The organism is Mesorhizobium sp. M1307, assembly GCF_040318155.1.
Taxonomy (GTDB): Bacteria; Pseudomonadota; Alphaproteobacteria; order Rhizobiales; family Rhizobiaceae; genus Mesorhizobium.
In genome coordinates this window covers 89,303-105,277 of record NZ_JAMYLR010000018.1, presented here as the reverse complement: position 1 = coordinate 105,277, position 15,975 = coordinate 89,303, and the positions used below count along the sequence as shown (strand labels likewise).

At 59.9% G+C, this 15,975-nt stretch carries 15 protein-coding genes and 2 pseudogenes; 10 read left to right on the top strand and 7 right to left on the bottom strand.

Annotation, left to right across the window (positions count from 1 at the left end):
- Window positions 1–127: 127 nt before the first annotated feature.
- Together NKH16_RS20385 and NKH16_RS20380 are read right to left on the bottom strand one after the other, a co-directional pair.
- Complete coding sequence (locus NKH16_RS20385; RefSeq protein WP_023678894.1) at window positions 128–994, bottom strand: class I SAM-dependent methyltransferase; 867 nt, start codon at window positions 992–994, stop codon at window positions 128–130.
- A 237-nt stretch (window positions 995–1,231) separates the two neighbouring features.
- On the bottom strand, window positions 1,232–2,326 hold the full coding sequence (locus tag NKH16_RS20380; protein WP_352746065.1) for a glycosyltransferase family 4 protein: 1,095 nt from the start codon (window positions 2,324–2,326) through the stop codon (window positions 1,232–1,234).
- A gap of 493 nt (window positions 2,327–2,819) precedes the next feature.
- Between NKH16_RS20380 and NKH16_RS20375 the strand changes: the two genes are divergently transcribed.
- The 10 genes and pseudogenes from NKH16_RS20375 to NKH16_RS20330 all read left to right on the top strand — a co-directional run bounded on the left by NKH16_RS20375 (window position 2,820) and on the right by NKH16_RS20330 (window position 10,615).
- Window positions 2,820–3,176 carry an SPW repeat protein gene (locus NKH16_RS20375; RefSeq protein ID WP_352451366.1) on the top strand — a complete coding sequence of 119 codons (357 nt, stop codon included), beginning with the start codon at window positions 2,820–2,822 and terminating at the stop codon, window positions 3,174–3,176.
- 131 nt (window positions 3,177–3,307) lie between these two features.
- Window positions 3,308–3,757: a DUF2231 domain-containing protein gene (locus NKH16_RS20370; protein WP_352451367.1), complete on the top strand. Its 450-nt coding sequence runs from the start codon at window positions 3,308–3,310 to the stop codon at window positions 3,755–3,757.
- A pseudogene (locus NKH16_RS20365) lies at window positions 3,757–5,101 on the top strand (PQQ-dependent sugar dehydrogenase). Before NKH16_RS20370 ends, NKH16_RS20365 begins: the two are co-directional and overlap by 1 nt.
- A gap of 42 nt (window positions 5,102–5,143) precedes the next feature.
- Window positions 5,144–5,300 (top strand): annotated as a pseudogene (locus NKH16_RS20360) (efflux RND transporter permease subunit); the annotation flags it as partial.
- Between the two features lie 168 nt (window positions 5,301–5,468).
- A complete protein-coding gene (gene coxB / locus NKH16_RS20355; protein ID WP_254818347.1) occupies window positions 5,469–6,284 on the top strand; it encodes a cytochrome c oxidase subunit II in 816 nt (271 codons plus the stop codon).
- Window positions 6,285–6,375: 91 nt separating this feature from the next.
- Entirely contained in the window at window positions 6,376–8,145 is a 1,770-nt protein-coding gene (gene ctaD / locus NKH16_RS20350) for a cytochrome c oxidase subunit I (RefSeq protein WP_023678901.1), read from the top strand.
- A complete protein-coding gene (locus tag NKH16_RS20345; protein WP_352746060.1) occupies window positions 8,142–8,846 on the top strand; it encodes a cytochrome c oxidase subunit 3 in 705 nt (234 codons plus the stop codon). The genes ctaD and NKH16_RS20345 overlap by 4 nt, the downstream gene beginning before the upstream one ends.
- A 13-nt stretch (window positions 8,847–8,859) precedes the next feature.
- Window positions 8,860–9,582 (top strand): heme-copper oxidase subunit III family protein, encoded by a 723-nt coding sequence (locus NKH16_RS20340; protein WP_352901483.1) that lies wholly within the window; start codon window positions 8,860–8,862, stop codon window positions 9,580–9,582.
- Window positions 9,583–9,592: 10 nt separating this feature from the next.
- Window positions 9,593–9,997, top strand: a complete 405-nt coding sequence (locus tag NKH16_RS20335) for a cytochrome C oxidase subunit IV family protein (RefSeq protein WP_352451370.1) — start codon at window positions 9,593–9,595, stop codon at window positions 9,995–9,997.
- Window positions 9,998–10,141: 144 nt separating this feature from the next.
- Window positions 10,142–10,615: an aminoacyl-tRNA deacylase gene (locus NKH16_RS20330; RefSeq protein ID WP_023678905.1), complete on the top strand. Its 474-nt coding sequence runs from the start codon at window positions 10,142–10,144 to the stop codon at window positions 10,613–10,615.
- A gap of 65 nt (window positions 10,616–10,680) precedes the next feature.
- Here NKH16_RS20330 and NKH16_RS20325 read toward each other — a convergent pair whose 3' ends face one another.
- The 5 genes from NKH16_RS20325 to tig all read right to left on the bottom strand — a co-directional run bounded on the left by NKH16_RS20325 (window position 10,681) and on the right by tig (window position 15,613).
- Entirely contained in the window at window positions 10,681–11,493 is an 813-nt protein-coding gene (locus tag NKH16_RS20325) for a DUF2189 domain-containing protein (protein WP_352746058.1), read from the bottom strand.
- Window positions 11,494–11,809: 316 nt separating this feature from the next.
- Window positions 11,810–12,742 carry a heme o synthase gene (locus NKH16_RS20320; protein ID WP_352451372.1) on the bottom strand — a complete coding sequence of 311 codons (933 nt, stop codon included), beginning with the start codon at window positions 12,740–12,742 and terminating at the stop codon, window positions 11,810–11,812.
- Window positions 12,743–12,889: 147 nt separating this feature from the next.
- Window positions 12,890–13,243, bottom strand: a complete 354-nt coding sequence (locus NKH16_RS20315; protein WP_502894937.1) for a c-type cytochrome — start codon at window positions 13,241–13,243, stop codon at window positions 12,890–12,892.
- 212 nt (window positions 13,244–13,455) lie between these two features.
- Window positions 13,456–13,977, bottom strand: coding sequence for a hypothetical protein (locus NKH16_RS20310; RefSeq protein ID WP_352746054.1), 522 nt, complete (start codon window positions 13,975–13,977; stop codon window positions 13,456–13,458).
- A gap of 160 nt (window positions 13,978–14,137) precedes the next feature.
- On the bottom strand, window positions 14,138–15,613 hold the full coding sequence (gene tig, locus NKH16_RS20305; protein WP_352746113.1) for a trigger factor: 1,476 nt from the start codon (window positions 15,611–15,613) through the stop codon (window positions 14,138–14,140).
- Between the last annotated feature and the right edge of the window lie 362 nt (window positions 15,614–15,975).

Genomic DNA, 15,975 nt, shown 5'->3' with positions numbered 1-15,975 from the left:
CCGCACAACACGTTCACGCAAATCGAGCGAATAGGGCTTGGGCATGGCAAATCACCTCCTACAGGAAGTGAATCATGAACCACGCTTCACTGGAATCCCTCGCGATTCAAACTGAACGTCCGACGCTCTAGTGCCCCTCAATCGCCTTGGGAGACACAAGGTATGGTATCTTGCCGACGCTGCGCTTCGTCGCGCCAATGGAATAGGCCATCGGTATCTTGGGAGAGTTCTCGGGTAGGCCGTACATATCCTTGCCGGCGCGCACGGCAAATGAAAAGTGCTGCCACGAAACCGTATCATGCTCATTGAGAAAATCGAGCGTCAGACCAGCTGAAATCAGCGCATTCACCACGTCACTGATCGGGTGGATCCATTCATAATAGCGAGGATGCTTCAAGATGCGATCATCGCCGGTGTAGGTCAGTTCCTCGTTCCAGGCGAGCGGCCGAGCTATCGGCGTTCGCCAGTCGTGCTTCAATTCCAGGGCCGCGGCCTTTCGATCGCACTGAAACATCAATGGATGGCCCTCGGCCATGTAGAGGCGGCCGCCGGGTCGCAGAAGATCGGCAACCACCCGCGCCCAACGGAACACGTCGTCCAGCCAGTTTACCGAGCCCCAAGTAACGTAAGCGATGTCAAAGGTCCGGCCGAGCGCTTCCACCGCCTCGAACAGTGGCGCTTCCACGAAGCGCACGTCGGTGCCTGCCTTCGCAGCAAAATCCCGCGCCGCCACGATCGCCGTCGGAGAAAAGTCGAGCCCGGTCACGCTGCCTGCGCCGAGATTCTTCAGGCTGATCGTGTCAAGACCGATGTGACACTGCAGGTGGACGATATCCTTGCCGGCGATATCGCCGAGCTCGCGTGTTTCCAGCTCATAGAGATTGGATCCGCCGGCCAGCACATTCTCGATGTGGTAGCTGCCCGTTGTGTCGGTCGAGTGCAGTTCGGCCCGATCATCCCAATTAAGGCGGTTCGCGCCCAGAAAGCGTTCCAAATTCCCCCCACCCCTGACTGACGCATGGTAAACAAGTCGTTAAAGCACCTTTGCAGCGAAAGTAGCGCGCGTCAATCCGGACCGGGCGGCAGTGCGCCGCCGCTCGCGAAAGCATCAGCCCCGGGAAGGCTTGCTGCTGATCAAAGGCTTCTGGCGCGATCGCCGCGCCCGGCGACAAGACCCCGCAGGCGCTCCCGGACTCCGCCGTCGTGGTCTGTATGTGGATTAGTCGGTTCCTCAGCCCGGCACAGTCACCATCGCGATATTTCTGGAGAGCTCGTTTGTGGGGGCAACTGCGTCTGCCGTGCCGCTCGTGAGTGCTCGGTAGAGTGCCACATAATCGCTGCACATGCGCTCGACCGTGAACCGCTTCTCGAACGTCTGCCGCACTCGTGCGCGATCGAGGCTGTCTATGCGCCGGAGCGCGCCCACGGCTTCCTCCACCGTATCCACGATCCATCCGGACACACCGTCATCGATGATCTCCGGGACGGCGCCACGCCGGAACGCAACCACCGGCGTACCGCAGGCCATTGCTTCGATCGTTACGAGCCCGAAGGGTTCCGGCCAGTCGATCGGAAACAAAAGCGCTATCGCATTGCCCAGAAAATCCGCCTTTTGCCGCTCATCGATCTCGCCAATGAACTCCACGTTCGAATGCCGCAGCACTTGCGGCTCGACCCTTTCCTTCCAGAACGACTGGTCCACCTTGTCGATCTTGGCGGCGATCTTCAGGGGAAACCCGGCCCGCGCTGCTATTTCTATGGCCGCTTCCGGCCCCTTTTCCGGCGAGATGCGACCGAGAAACGCAAGATAGCCAGAGGTGTTCGGGTGGAATGGCAGAAGATCGCGGGGCAGGCCGTGATGCACGGTTCCAACCCAATTGACGGGCGGCATGGGCCGGCGCTGGTCGAAGGAGATCGAGACCAGGGGAACGTCGTCGAACATCGCATAAAGCTGCGCCAGATCGGGCAGGTCGAGCCTGCCGTGAAGCGTGGTAACCGTTCGTCTGGCAAAATCCCGAATTATGGGGAAGTGCAGGACATCGACGTGGAAATGTAAAACGTCGAATTCATCGGCTCGCCGGCGCACCCGTTCAAGCATCATAACATGGTGCGGACCACCGTCCTGGACCCTGGGGTTCAGGCGCAGCGCGACGTCGCAACACCGCACCAGCTCGGCTGAGGTACGAGAATCGGCGCTGGCGAACAGCGTCACCTCGTGGCCCTGTCGGACAAGTTCTTCGGTCAGATACGAAACAATTCGCTCCGTTCCACCGTAGGTTCGGGGCGGCACGGATTCGGTTAGCGGTGCGATCTGGGCTATTTTCATTTAGAAATCTTTTCGGCGGCGACCGCCGTCTTTCAAACAAGCTTCGGCGGCAACCAAGACAAGCGAGAGCTTCCAGTTGCGAAGTATTCTATGCAGAGCATATTTATAGTTGTGCCGTCCGTGCTCCTCCCGTGCAATCAGGTTGCCCTTATTCAACTCCTCTGCATCCAAGAACTGCGATCCATGAGAAATGTTTCACCGGCTCGATAAAAAGACAGAATGAGCTACGCGCCGCCGCCCCGCCGCCCCCTGACAGGCAGCTTTGGATCGCTCGATCACCACCAAGTGATCCAGGCGTGCCGGTGCCGAATGGAACATAAAGCCCGGAATTCAGTTAGATAGCCGGATTTGGCTGGAGTACCGCCAGATGCGGAATTCCAGCCGGGCAGGGCACTACCGTGACACGGAGTGAGCGGCTTCGGGCGCATCTCGCCGAACTCAGGCACCACCTTGCCGAACTCGGGAGCCATAAACGCTCCCTATGGAGGATGCCATGAACCAGTGGACAAACGCCAGGCTCTGTGACGTAGCCAACCTGATCCTTGGGGCAATTCTGTTCTTCTCCCCCTGGATCTTCACCTTTGCGGCAGGCCCGCAGACGCAGAACGCCCTCGGCAGCGGAATCTTGATTGTCGTGCTTTCGGTTGCCGCCCTCGCAGCATTTGCCGTGTGGGAAGAGTGGGTGAACCTGGTCGTCGGACTGTGGGTTCTCGCATCGCCCTGGGTGCTTGGATTCCAGGCGACCACGGCGATGACCGTGCATGTCGTGATCGGCATTCTGGTCGCCGTGCTGGCGGCGATCGAGCTCTGGATGATGTATCAGAACCCGCCGACCCAGTCCGCCGCCTAACAGGCGCAGCCAGCCAGCGCCCTTTTTTGGGCCTGACGGATCTATCGGTCGTCTGCCGGTCTCTCGGCAACAGCCGCCGGAGGCCGGGCAGGCGGCGTTTGTTTGGACGAGAATAGGAAGGATGGCGCATTATGGTCGGTCACAATCCGCGTTCGACGGCCAGGATTGCGGGACATCCTATTCATCCGATGCTCGTGCCATTTCCGATCGCCTGCTTCGCCGGCACCCTGCTGACGGATCTAGCCTATTGGCGAACAGCGGAGATGATGTGGGCTGACTTCTCCGCTTGGCTGGTTACCGTCGGCGTGATCATGGGCTGCCTAGCAGCGATCGCGGGGCTGATCGATTTCCTGGCCAATCCGCTGATAAGGGCACAGCCCCCCGCCTGGCCGCACGTGCTCGGCAATCTTCTGGCGCTGGCGTTATCCATCATCAACATGCTCGTGCACTCCCGCGATGCATGGACCTCCATCGTTCCTACCGGCTTGATCCTCTCGGCGGTTGTCGTGCTCATCCTCATCTTCACTGGTTGGCTGGGCTGGTCCATGGTGTACCGGCATCACGTCGGAGTGGCGGATTGATGCGCATAGCAAGCTCCATCGGTCAGACCAGGCGCATCGCGGTGTCCGTCCTCGTTTGCACTGCGGCGATCACTCTTGCAGCGTGCAGCGGCAACGACCCGGATCCCAGCAGTCAGATAGGGCCGAATCCAAACCTGCCGGAGCCGATCCAATATTTCTTCCCGCCCATGCACCTCGCTTCCGTGGTCGGATGGAAGAACGACGAAAAGCCGACCGTCGCGCAGGGGCTGCAGATCCAGGCTTATGCCCACGGCTTGCAGCATCCGCGGTCGCTTTACGTGCTGCCCAATGGCGACGTCCTGGTGGTCGAGTCCAAGGCGCCGGGTGGCGAACCGATCAAACGGCCCAAGGATTTGGTGATGGGCTGGATCGAATCCTGGGTTACCTCGGGCGGCGACAGCGGCCCAAGCAACCGCATTACGCTGCTGCGCGACACCGATGGCGATGGCAAGCCGGAGCTGACCAGCGTATTCCTCGACCACCTGAGCTCCCCCTTTGGCGTGGCGCTGGTGGGAAGCGATCTCTACGTCGCCAATACCGAATCCATCGTCCGCTATCCCTACAACACCGGTGACACAAAGATCACCGCGCCCGGGACGCCGCTAACCGCCCTGCCCGGCGGCCCGATCGACCACCATTGGACGAAGAGCCTGGTGGCAAGCCCCGACGGCTCGCTGCTCTATGTCGGCATCGGCTCGAACAGCAACGTCGCCGAAAACGGCATCGAGGCGGAGAAGAACTGCGCCGCCATCTGGCAGGTAGACAGGGCCACCGGCCGGTCGCGCATTTTCGCCAGCGGTTTGCGCAATCCAAACGGCCTGAGCTGGGAGCCGCAGACCGGGGCGCTCTGGGCAGTGATCAATGAGCGCGACGAGCTCGGCCCCAATCTCGTGCCGGATTATCTGACCTCGGTAAAGGATGGCGGCTTCTACGGATGGCCATACAGCTATTACGGCCAGCATCTCGATCCCCGCGTCATGCCCCAACGTCCGGACCTGGTCGCAAAAGCGATCGTTCCGGATTATGCACTGAGTTCCCACGTCGCCCCTCTGGGACTGGCCTTCTATACGGCAACCAGCCTTCCCGAGGCATATCGCGGCGGCGCCTTCGTTGGCGAGCATGGCAGCTGGAACCGCACGCGTTTTAATGGTTACAAGGTAGTGTTCGTACCATTCAGCGGCGGCCGTCCGAGCGGCGTCGCTACCGATGGTGACTGACTTCCTGGACAAGGACAACAAGGCGCGCGGCCGGCCTGTCGGCCTGGCTGTCGATAAAACCGGGGCCCTGCTCATCGCCGACGACGTCGGCAACACAGTTTGGCGGGTGACATCTGCCGGCCAATAAAGTGGCTCCACTCTCTTCGTCGAGCGTCGAGCAGGTGAACGGACACTGCTCGAAGCAATCGTGCTGACGTTCTTCGTCATGCTGCTGTTCCTGCAGAACCTGCGCGCGACGATCCCCGACGATCGCCGTTCCGGTGACTCTGCCGGGCACATTCGGCGTGCCCGCCCTTGCCGGTTACTCGACGCTGACGATGTTTGCCACGCGCTGCCGCTGATCATCGCCGAACCGAAGGACCGCCAGCGCCGAAATGGTATTTTTGCCCTTCCCACAGCCGGCTCTAGAATTTTCATCGCAAATCAAGTTATGATGCACTTGGTATTTCCCGGGGACGGCTTGCGCCGCTTGGAATACCGGGAGGAACCGGGACATGGCCGTTGCGCTTGTACTCGTTCTGATAGTCGTGGGCTCGGTGTTGTTCCACTTCCTGAGCCCATGGTGGTGGACGCCGATTGCCTCGAACTGGGACTATATCGACAACACCATCATCATAACTTTCTGGATCACCGGTGTCGTCTTCGCCGCCGTGGTTCTTTTCATGGCCTATTGCGTCTTCCGCTTCCGTCATCGGGAAGGCAATCAGGCGGCATATGAACCTGAGAACAGGCGGCTCGAATCCTGGCTGACGGTCGTCACCGCGGTTGGCGTCACCGCTTTGCTCGTTCCAGGCCTGTTCGTCTGGAGCCGGTTCGTTAACGTTCCAAGTGACGCAACCGAGGTCGAAGTCGTCGGCCAGCAGTGGCAATGGAGTTTCCGCCTCCCCGGCAAGGACGGCAAGCTCGGCACATCCGACACTCGCGACGTCAACGCTGAAAATCCACTCGGCGTCATCGCCACCGATGCCAACGGCCAGGACGATGTCGTAGTGGAAGCGGCCGACCTGCACCTCCCGGTAGGCAAACCGGTCAAGATGCTGCTCCGCTCGATCGATGTGCTGCACGATTTCTACGTGCCGGAATTCCGCGCCAAGATGGACATGATCCCGGGCTCGGTCACCTATTTCTGGTTCACTCCGACCAAGACCGGAACCTTCCAGGTCCTGTGTGCCGAACTCTGCGGCCAGGGACATCCGATGATGCATGGCGTGGTCATGGTCGATACTCAGGAAGACTATCTGGCGTGGCTTGGCCAGCAGCAGACTTTTGCGCAGCTGTCCGCCCCCCAGCAGATGGGCTCGGCAGAGTAGGAAACCGGAACGACGGCGCGCCGTCGGGATTGAAATTAGTGTGGCAAGCCCGAACTGTCGGGCTGGCCGAAAAGGGCACGGAGGTGTTCCTATGGTCGATATCACACCTGCAGATGCGGTACCGCCGGCCGAAGTCGCGGAAATGGAACTCTACCATCCGCACAGCTGGTGGACGAAATACGTTTTCTCGCAGGACGCCAAGGTCATCGCCATCCAGTATTCGGCGACGGCGACAGCGATCGGCATGGTCGCGCTGGTGCTATCCTGGCTGATGCGGCTGCAACTCGGCTTCCCCGGCACATTCGACTTCATCACCCCGGAAGCCTACTACCAGTTCATCACCATGCACGGCATGATCATGGTGATCTACCTGCTCACGGCACTCTTCCTGGGCGGCTTCGGCAACTATCTGATCCCGTTGATGGTTGGTGCTCGCGACATGGTCTTTCCCTATGTCAACATGCTGAGCTACTGGATCTATCTGCTTGCCGTGCTGGTCCTGGTGTCGAGCTTCTTTGCGCCCGGCGGACCGACGGGTGCCGGCTGGACGCTCTATCCGCCGCAGGCGATCATGACCGGTACGCCAGGCGGCCAGGACTGGGGCATCATCCTGATGCTTGTCTCGCTGATCCTATTCATCGTCGGCTTTACCATGGGCGGCTTGAACTATGTCGTGACGGTGCTGCAGGGGCGCACGCGCGGCATGACGCTGATGCGCCTTCCGCTTACTGTCTGGGGTATTTTCACCGCCACCATCATGGCGCTGCTCGCCTTCCCGGCGCTGTTCGTCGCCTGCGTGATGATGCTGCTCGACCGGGCGCTCGGCACCAGCTTCTTCATGCCGGCGATCGTCGAGATGGGCGAACAGTTGCAGCACGGCGGCGGCAGCCCGATCCTGTTCCAGCATCTGTTCTGGTTCTTCGGCCATCCGGAGGTCTACATCGTGGCGCTTCCGGCCTTCGGCATCGTATCCGACCTGATCAGCACCCATGCGCGCAAGAACATCTTCGGCTACCGCATGATGGTCTGGGCCATCGTCGGCATCGGCGCGCTGAGCTTCGTGGTCTGGGCGCACCACATGTATGTCAGTGGCATGCATCCCTATTTCGGCTTTTTCTTCGCCACAACGACATTGATCATCGCCGTCCCAACAGCCATCAAGGTCTACAATTGGGTGCTGACGCTGTGGCGCGGCGACATCCACCTCACGATTCCGATGCTTTTTGCCCTGGCCTTCATCGTCACCTTCGTCAATGGCGGGTTGACCGGCTTGTTCCTCGGCAATGTCGTCGTCGACGTTCCGCTGTCGGACACGATGTTCGTCGTCGCCCATTTCCACATGGTCATGGGGGTTGCCCCGATCATCGTAATCTTCGGCGCGATCTATCACTGGTATCCGAAGGTCACCGGCCGGATGCTGAACGAGACACTGGGCCGGTTCCATTTCTGGGTCACCTTCCTCGGCGCCTATCTGATCTTCTTTCCCATGCACTATCTCGGCTTGATGGGCGTGCCGCGGCGGTACAACGAATTGACCGACATGACGATCATGACGGAATCGGCTCACCACCTGAACTCGTTTATCAGCATCATGGCTTTTATAGTCGGTTTTGCTCAGATTGTGTTTCTGTTCAATCTCATCTGGAGCATCCGCCATGGCCGTGAGGCTGGCGGCAATCCGTGGCGGGCAACGACGCTCGAGTGGCAGACGCCCGAAACACCGCCCGCCCACGGCAATTTCGGCAAGGATCTGCCGATCGTCTATCGCTGGGCCTATGACTACAGCGTACCGGGAGCCAAGGAGGACTTCATACCGCAAAACGTTCCGGGCTCCTTCGCGCCCTCCAGGGAGCCGGCATGAGCGTAATCCTGGTCTTCCTGCTCGTGATCGCCGGTATTGCCGGGTGGTGGCTTTCCCATCAGCGGCTAATGACGAAACCGTGGCTCGAGCAAGGTATGATCGGGGATTTTGTCGCTCTGGACCGATCGGCGCTGCCGACCGCAAAGATCGGTCTCGGCGTCTTCCTTGCCGTCGTCGGCTGCCTGTTCGCGCTGTTCACCAGTGCTTACTTCATGCGCATGGCGCTGTCGGATTGGCGGCCGCTGCCCATCCCGCCCCTGCTCTGGCTTAACACCGGCGTACTGGTCTTGAGCAGCATTGCGATACAGTGCGCTTCGTTCGCGGCGCGCAAGGGTCAAGTGGACATGGTCAGGCTTGGCCTCGCCACCGCTGGACTCACGGCGCTCGTCTTCCTGATTGGACAGCTTGTGGCATGGCGGGAACTGAGTGCGGACGGCTATTTTCTGGCATCCAATCCGGCCAACAGCTTCTTCTACCTGCTAACGGGAATGCATGGCCTGCATATACTGGGAGGACTGGTCGGGCTGGGCAGAACGAGCGTCGGCGCCTGGAACGGAGCGCAGCCGCAGCGGCTTCGCCTCAGTGTCGAGCTGTGCGCCATGTACTGGCATTTCCTGTTTTTCGTCTGGCTCGCCATCTTTGCGCTTCTGGCCGGCTGGGCTTCGACTTTAATCGACATTTGCCGAGGGTTGCTGACCTAGGAGGAACGGGCGGATGGCAGAGACGACACTGGCCCACATCGGCCGAACAGAGCCGCGGCCCGCAGGCTGGCAAGGCATCGCCGCCGACTGGTCCTCGGATCAGCGGGCGTTCAAAAACGTGTCCTGGGGCAAGGCCATGATGTGGATCTTCCTGCTCAGCGACACGTTCATCTTCGGCTGCTTCCTGCTCTCCTACATGACCGCGCGTATCTCAACACGCGTGCCGTGGCCCAATCCGAGCGAGGTCTTCGCCCTGCGCATCGGCGGCTCCGACATTCCACTGATCCTTATCGCCATCATGACCTTCGTGCTGATCTCGAGCAGCGGAACGATGGCCATGGCGGTCAATTTCGGCTACCGCCGCGACCGCCGCAAGACGGCAGTGCTGATGCTCTTGACCGCAGCACTCGGCGCGACATTCGTCGGCATGCAGGCCTTCGAATGGACCAAGCTGATCACCGAGGGCGTGCGGCCTTGGGGCAATCCCTGGGGCGCTGCCCAGTTCGGCGCATCCTTTTTCATGATTACCGGCTTCCACGGCACGCACGTGACGATCGGGGTGATCTTCCTGATCATCGTGGCGCGAAAGGTCTGGCGCGGAGACTACGACGTCGGACGGCCCGGCTTCTTCACCAGCCGGAGGGGCCGCTACGAGGACGTCGAAATCATGGGGCTTTACTGGCATTTCGTCGACCTGGTCTGGGTGTTCATTTTCGCATTTTTCTATCTTTGGTGAGAGGCAGGACATGGCTGAAGCAACCGCAAACGGCCTGGGACAGCATGCGCTGGACAGCGCCCATACCCATGATGCGACGACGACCGGGTTTACCCCGGCGGAGGTTCATCAAGAGCACCCGATCAAGCTCTATCTGGTGGTCTGGGCGTGGTTGTTCATCCTCAGCACCTGCTCCTATCTGGTCGACTATTTCGGTCTCCACGGCTATCTCAGATGGTCGCTGATCCTGATCTTCATGATCCTCAAGGCAGGGCTGATCGTCGCCATCTTCATGCACATGGCCTGGGAACGGCTGGCGCTGGCATATGCAATTATCCTGCCGCCGGTGCTGGTGCTGGTGTTCGTGACGATGATGGTCTTCGAAGCGGACTACACGCTTCTCACCCGAATGGCGTTTTTCGGGGCCGGGCCCTGACATGCAATCCGGATCCAGGCCGTCCGGTCCTGGAGCCTTCGCCTTGAAACAATCCACGGCTGGTCCATTTCTGTTGGTATCGGAAACGACAGGCGATGCCGGCGTTTCCACATGCGTCGCGAACACCAGCAAGGGGCGCCCAAGATGACCATCGCAAACAGACTGAAGGACTTCATCGATAGGAAAGGAATTTCCTACGACACCGTCGAGCATCACCGCACGGCGACAAGCAGACAATCTGCCATTGCGGCACATGTGCCTGGCAGCATAATGGCCAAATCGGTGGTCGTTCACCACGACCGTGGCTACGCGCTCGCCGTGGTTCCAAGCACGCACAGGATAGAACTCGCGACATTGCAGGATGTCATGGACAAGCCTCTTGGACTTGCCTCCGAAGACGAGGTGGTCTCGTTGTTCGGCGATTGCGATGTCGGCGCTGTGCCGCCGATCGGCGCTGCCTATGATGTGCCAGTGGTCCTCGATGAAAGCCTCGGCGACGCTCCCGAAGTCTATTTCGAGGGCGGTGACCATAGGACGCTGGTGCATGTGAGCGGCAAGGATTTCCGCGACCTGACAAAGGACGCGCGCCAGGCCCGTTTCAGCCACCCGGCCTATTGAAAGCTCTGCCCCACCCTGCCCGCACCGGCACTTTCACCGGTGCGCGCAGGGCAGGTTTTTTCAGCTCACGGTCTGGTGGCCGGCGTTGATTCCACAACTTTCCGATAGACATGCCAGGTCGCATGACCAAGGATCGGCAGCACGACTGCCAACCCGGCGAACACTGGCAGCGAGCCGACGATCAGGGCGACGGCGACGATAAGGCCCCACACGGCCATCACGATCGGGTTGGCCAGGACAACGCGCACCGAGGTGTGGATGGCTTCGTAGGCGCCGACATCGCGGTCGAGCAACAACGGGAATGCGACGACAGTGGTGCACAACACAACCGCGGCGAACACGAAGCCGATGGCGTGACCCAGGATGATGAGCGTCCAGCCGCGTCCCGTGGCGAATATTTCACTGATGAAGCTGGACAGCGATTGCGGCGGCGCCGGGCCGAACAGGGTCTGGTAGAATATCTGGGCCGTCAAAAGCCAGGCGATAAAGATCGCAAGCAGCATGACGCCGACCGCTGCAATAGCCGGCAGTGCCGGAGAACTCCTGACCTCAAAGGCGTGCCTCCACGAGGCGTCGAGCCCGGCTTCCCGTCGCCGGCTGATCTCATAGAGGCCGATCGCCGCGAACGGACCAATCAGTGCAAAGCCGGATACAAGCGGAAACAGCAATGGCAGCGTGTTGTTACCTGATGTCCAGACAGCAAGCACGACTCCCGCAATCGGATAGATCAGGCAGAGAAAAACGATGTGCGACGGTTTGACCATGAAATCATCGACGCCACGCCTGAGCGCATCAAAAAGATCGGAGACACCGATTTTTCGAATTCTGGTGTGTTCCAGCGTCTCGCTGGCGCCTGCTATCACGTGAAAGCTTGCCATGACCATTCCTCCAGACCAGGTCCGGTAAGGTCGCGTTTTACGGTGCTGCCGTTCTGCATGATTGGCCCACGCAAACCGCGACCTGCACCATGATCAATATACTCTCATGCGGGGGACTTGTCGCGCTTTGTAGGAAGGCCCGGGAGCAGGAGGTCCCGGGTAGCCTGACTAGCTACGGACGCCGTTCTTCGATATGCTCTTCTAGTCGAAGGTGAAGGTCATGGACGGAAGGACAGTTCTCATACTCGGCCTTGGCGTCGTTATTCTGCTGTTGCTGGGATTTTGTGCTCTGCCAACGTGATGTTTTGAGCCGGGGTCAATAGTCGGCTGAAGCGATCACTCGCATTACAATGGTGTCGGCAAGCAACGCCGCAAATATTGCGAAAAGATAGACAATCGAATACGCAAACAGCGCCTTTGCCGGCTTCATCTCCTTGTCGGCGACGAGAACCTTCCAGGCCTGCCAAATGAAACCTGCACCCAACGCGGCTGAAGCAGTGCCGTAGTATCCGCTCGCGAAGCCGAAGCCCCAAGGGAGCACGCCGATTGGCGCCAAGAGCAGCGAATAGGCGAAGATTTGTTTTCTGGTCGAGTGCTGGCCGGCCACATTCGGCATCATCGGGACCCCCGCCGCGGCATAGTCACCGACCTTGAAAAGGGCCAGCGCCCAGAAATGAGGCGGCGTCCAGAGGAAAATGATCAGAAACAGGATGAGACTTTCAATGCCGATTGCGCCGGTTGCAGCAGCCCACCCGATCACCGGAGGAAGGGCGCCTGCCGCGCCACCTATGACGATATTCTGTGGCGTCGAGCGCTTCAGCCACATCGTGTAGATGACGACATAGAAAAAGATGGTGAACGCCAACAACGATGCGGCGAGCCACCCCACCAGTACGCCGAGCGTCATGACCGACAGTGCGGAAAGCACCAGACCGAAGCTGAGAGCTTCGCCAGGCGTGACGCGACCGGACGGAATTGGTCGCTTGGACGTGCGAGACATCAAGACGTCTATGTCTGCGTCGTACCACATATTGAGCGCGCCGGCGGCTCCCGCTCCAACCGCGATTGCGCCGATGGCAATTACGGCAATAACTGGATTCATCACGCCGGGCGCCATCATCAGGCCGACGAAGGCAGTAAACACGGCAAGCGCCATGACGCGTGGTTTCAAAAGCGCAAAGAAATCACCCGCCGTCGCCTCCGAGAGGCGGATGCCGGTATCCTTGAGACGGCTTTCTTCAGTCGACATTCAGACGACCACCGATGGGAATGGCAGCCTAGCCGGCCAATGTCTTTTTTGCAACGAGCCGCCCTCCCCACCGACACTGCCGGCAGATTGCGGCCGAGGCTATGCCTCGACCTGCTTGCTATACCAAGATCCGGCGGAAGAGCCGGTCTATTTGGAGAATTGCTTCAGATAAGCAATGACATTGGCGACGTCCTCGTCCTTCTTGAGGCCGGGGAATGCCATCTTCGTTCCTTTGACCATCGCCTTGGGATCGTGAAGGTAGGTCGTCAGCGTGGCTTCGTCCCATTTAACGCCGGATTTTCCGGCCTCGGTCATAGCCTTGGAATAGCTGAACCCTGGATGCGTCCCGGCCGTTCGGCCGATAACGCCGTTCAAGGACGGACCCACCTTGTTCTGGTCCTTGTCTGCGACGTGGCAGACCTTGCATTTGGCGAAGACCTTCTCACCCGCCGCGGCATCCTGTGCCCGCGAGGGGCCGGCAATGACGGTGGCGACGGACATGATGATAAAAAACACAATGGCACGCATGGCATTTCCTCCCTGATCGCCAATTTGCCCTGGCTGACCTGCACAGGCCGACATTTAGTCCGCTGGCATGCGCTCTTGAATGGCAGAACGGATATCCACTGCCTGGGGTTGCGGCACCTACATACCACAGAACCCGGCCGGCAGGTAGAGTTCGGCCATGCAAAGGTTTACTGCGGACAATCTGCTCAAGGCAATTTGGTGTTGCAGCTGGCGGCGATCCGGCCGATCGCCTCTTCAACTCCGGTGAGGTCAAACTCGGCTTTGCCGCGCCCCGACAGCAGCCCGAACCGCCAGGAAAGCAGCAGCCGGTCCGCGGAAATCAGTCGCCTGATGCCGTCGGCACCGTCGCGGACCAGCATTCTGCTGCGCGGGCCGACCGACCAGCTTTCGTTGAACTTGCCGGATTGGCCGACAGTCACCGACATGGCGATGGTTCGGCTGGCGGAAACGGTGTCGCTCAGCTGCAGCCATTCGCTCCAACGCGGTTCGCCGGCGGTCCGGCACGCGATCGTCAAAACCGGGCTGTAGCTCAATGCGCCGCCGCCGGTGATGAGCTTGTTGGTCGCGTAAAGCGAGGCGGTGACAAGGCCATCGCTGCTCTTGTCGAACCGCCAGTTGTCGAGAACCGTATCAGCCTGGGCAATGCCGCAGACCGACGCAAGCAGGAACGCCGCCGCCACGCTTCCGATACCGAAGAACTGTCTCAACGATGCCTCCAACAACCGCTGCGGTCAGCAACCCAGCGCAGATAATCATCAAAGCTTCATATCGCTACCTCGACCGCCAGATGCGTGAAAACCGTTGCGTCTGCGCCACAACGAAAAAGGCCGCCTCGAGAAGGCGGCCTTTCGGAATTCAGCAGGGACGTTATTCAGCGTCCTTGGCGGCCTTCTTCTTCGGCGCGGCCTTTTTCTTCGGCTCTTCAGCGTCGTCGTCGGCCTTCTTGGTGTCCGCTTTTTTCGCAGCCGCCTTCTTCGCCGGCTTGGCCTTGGTTGTCTCCGTATCCTCGTCGTCGGCCAGCAGCTCTTCCTTGCTGACCTTGACATCGGTGACCGAAATCTGGCCGAGCAGATGGTCGACCACCTTCTCTTCGAACATCGGCGCGCGCAACGTGTTCAGCGCTTCGGGATTGTTGCGATAGAATTCGAAGGCTTCCTGCTGCTGGTTGGCCGGATAGCGACGCACCTGCTCGAACAGGCCGCGCTGCAATTCCTCGTCCGTCACCGTGACGCCGGCCTTCTCGCCGATTTCGGCGAGAACCAGGCCGAGACGCACGCGGCGCTCGGCAAGCCGCATGTATTCTGCACGCGCTTCTTCTTCAGTCGTCTCTTCGTCGGCAAAGGTGCGCCCGGCAGCTTCGAGGTCGCGGTTGACCTGGTTCCAGATGTTGTTGAACTCGGCCTCGACGAGCTTGGACGGCGCCTCGAACGAGTAAGCAGCGTCGAGCTGGTCGAGCAACTGCCGCTTGACTTTCTGGCGCGTTATCGAGCCGAACTGGTTCTCGATCTGACCGCGCACCACCTCGCGCAGGCGCTCCAGCGATTCAAGGCCGAGATTTTTGGCCATCTCGTCGTTGATCTCAAGCGCGCCGGGCTTCGACACTTCCTTGATCGTCACGTCAAAAGTGGCTTCCTTGCCGGCCAGATGCGCCGCCTGGTAGTTTTCCGGGAAGGTAACCGTGACCTGCTTCTCGTCGCCGGCCTTGCTGCCGACCAGCTGGTCCTCGAAGCCGGGGATGAATTCCTTCGAGCCGAGCACCAGCGGCTGATCGGTGCCGGCGCCGCCGCCGAAGGCTTCGCCGTCGATCTTGCCGACATAATCGATGGTCACACGGTCGCCCTCGGCGGCCTTGCCGGTCTTCGGCTCGTAAGTGCGGGCGGATTCAGCGACACGCTTGACCTGCTCGTCGATCTCTTCATCCGGCACGTCGAACACGTGGCGCGTCACCTTGATGTCGGAGAAATCCTTGATCTCGATCGGCGGAATGACCTCATAGTTCAGGCGGAACTCGAAATCGGCACCGCCTGCCAGGATCTTCTCGGCTTCCTTCTCGTCCTCGGTCATGATCACTTCAGGCTGCATGGCAGCCTTTTCGCCGCGCCCGGTGATGATCGAACGGGTCGAATCATTGAGAATCTCGTTGACCACTTCGGCCATGAATGATTTGCCGTAGACCTTGCGCAGATGCTGCACCGGCACCTTGCCGGGGCGGAAGCCATTGATGCGGACCTTGTTCCTGGCATCGGAGAGCCGCGCCATCAGCTTGGCTTCCATGTCACCGGCCGGGACGGTGATCTTGATCTCGCGCTTGAGACCGGAGTTGAGCGTTTCGGTGACCTGCATCATAAAACCTTTGTTTCCACCAATGAGGCCGTCAAACGGCCCCTGCCGTTTACAGCCTGCCGGTATGATCTTGCCGGGAATGGCTTTTGGTGCGGGACTTGGCGATCTGTCCGCTCAACGCGGCACAAATCCTCCAGAAATACGCTCCAAAATGTGAATAAGTCTTTGTTTTTCCTACTTCTTATCACATTCTGCAGAAGCGGATCGTCGCGTCCCGTCACATTCGACACGCCTTTTGTCACAGGCGCGGCCGATTTTCAACCATCTTTGCATTCCGGCCAATGATGCCGATGTGGGCTCTGACATTGACAGAATGATGGCTACATGGGATTGGCCGGGCAATGCGGATGTGGCGGAATTGG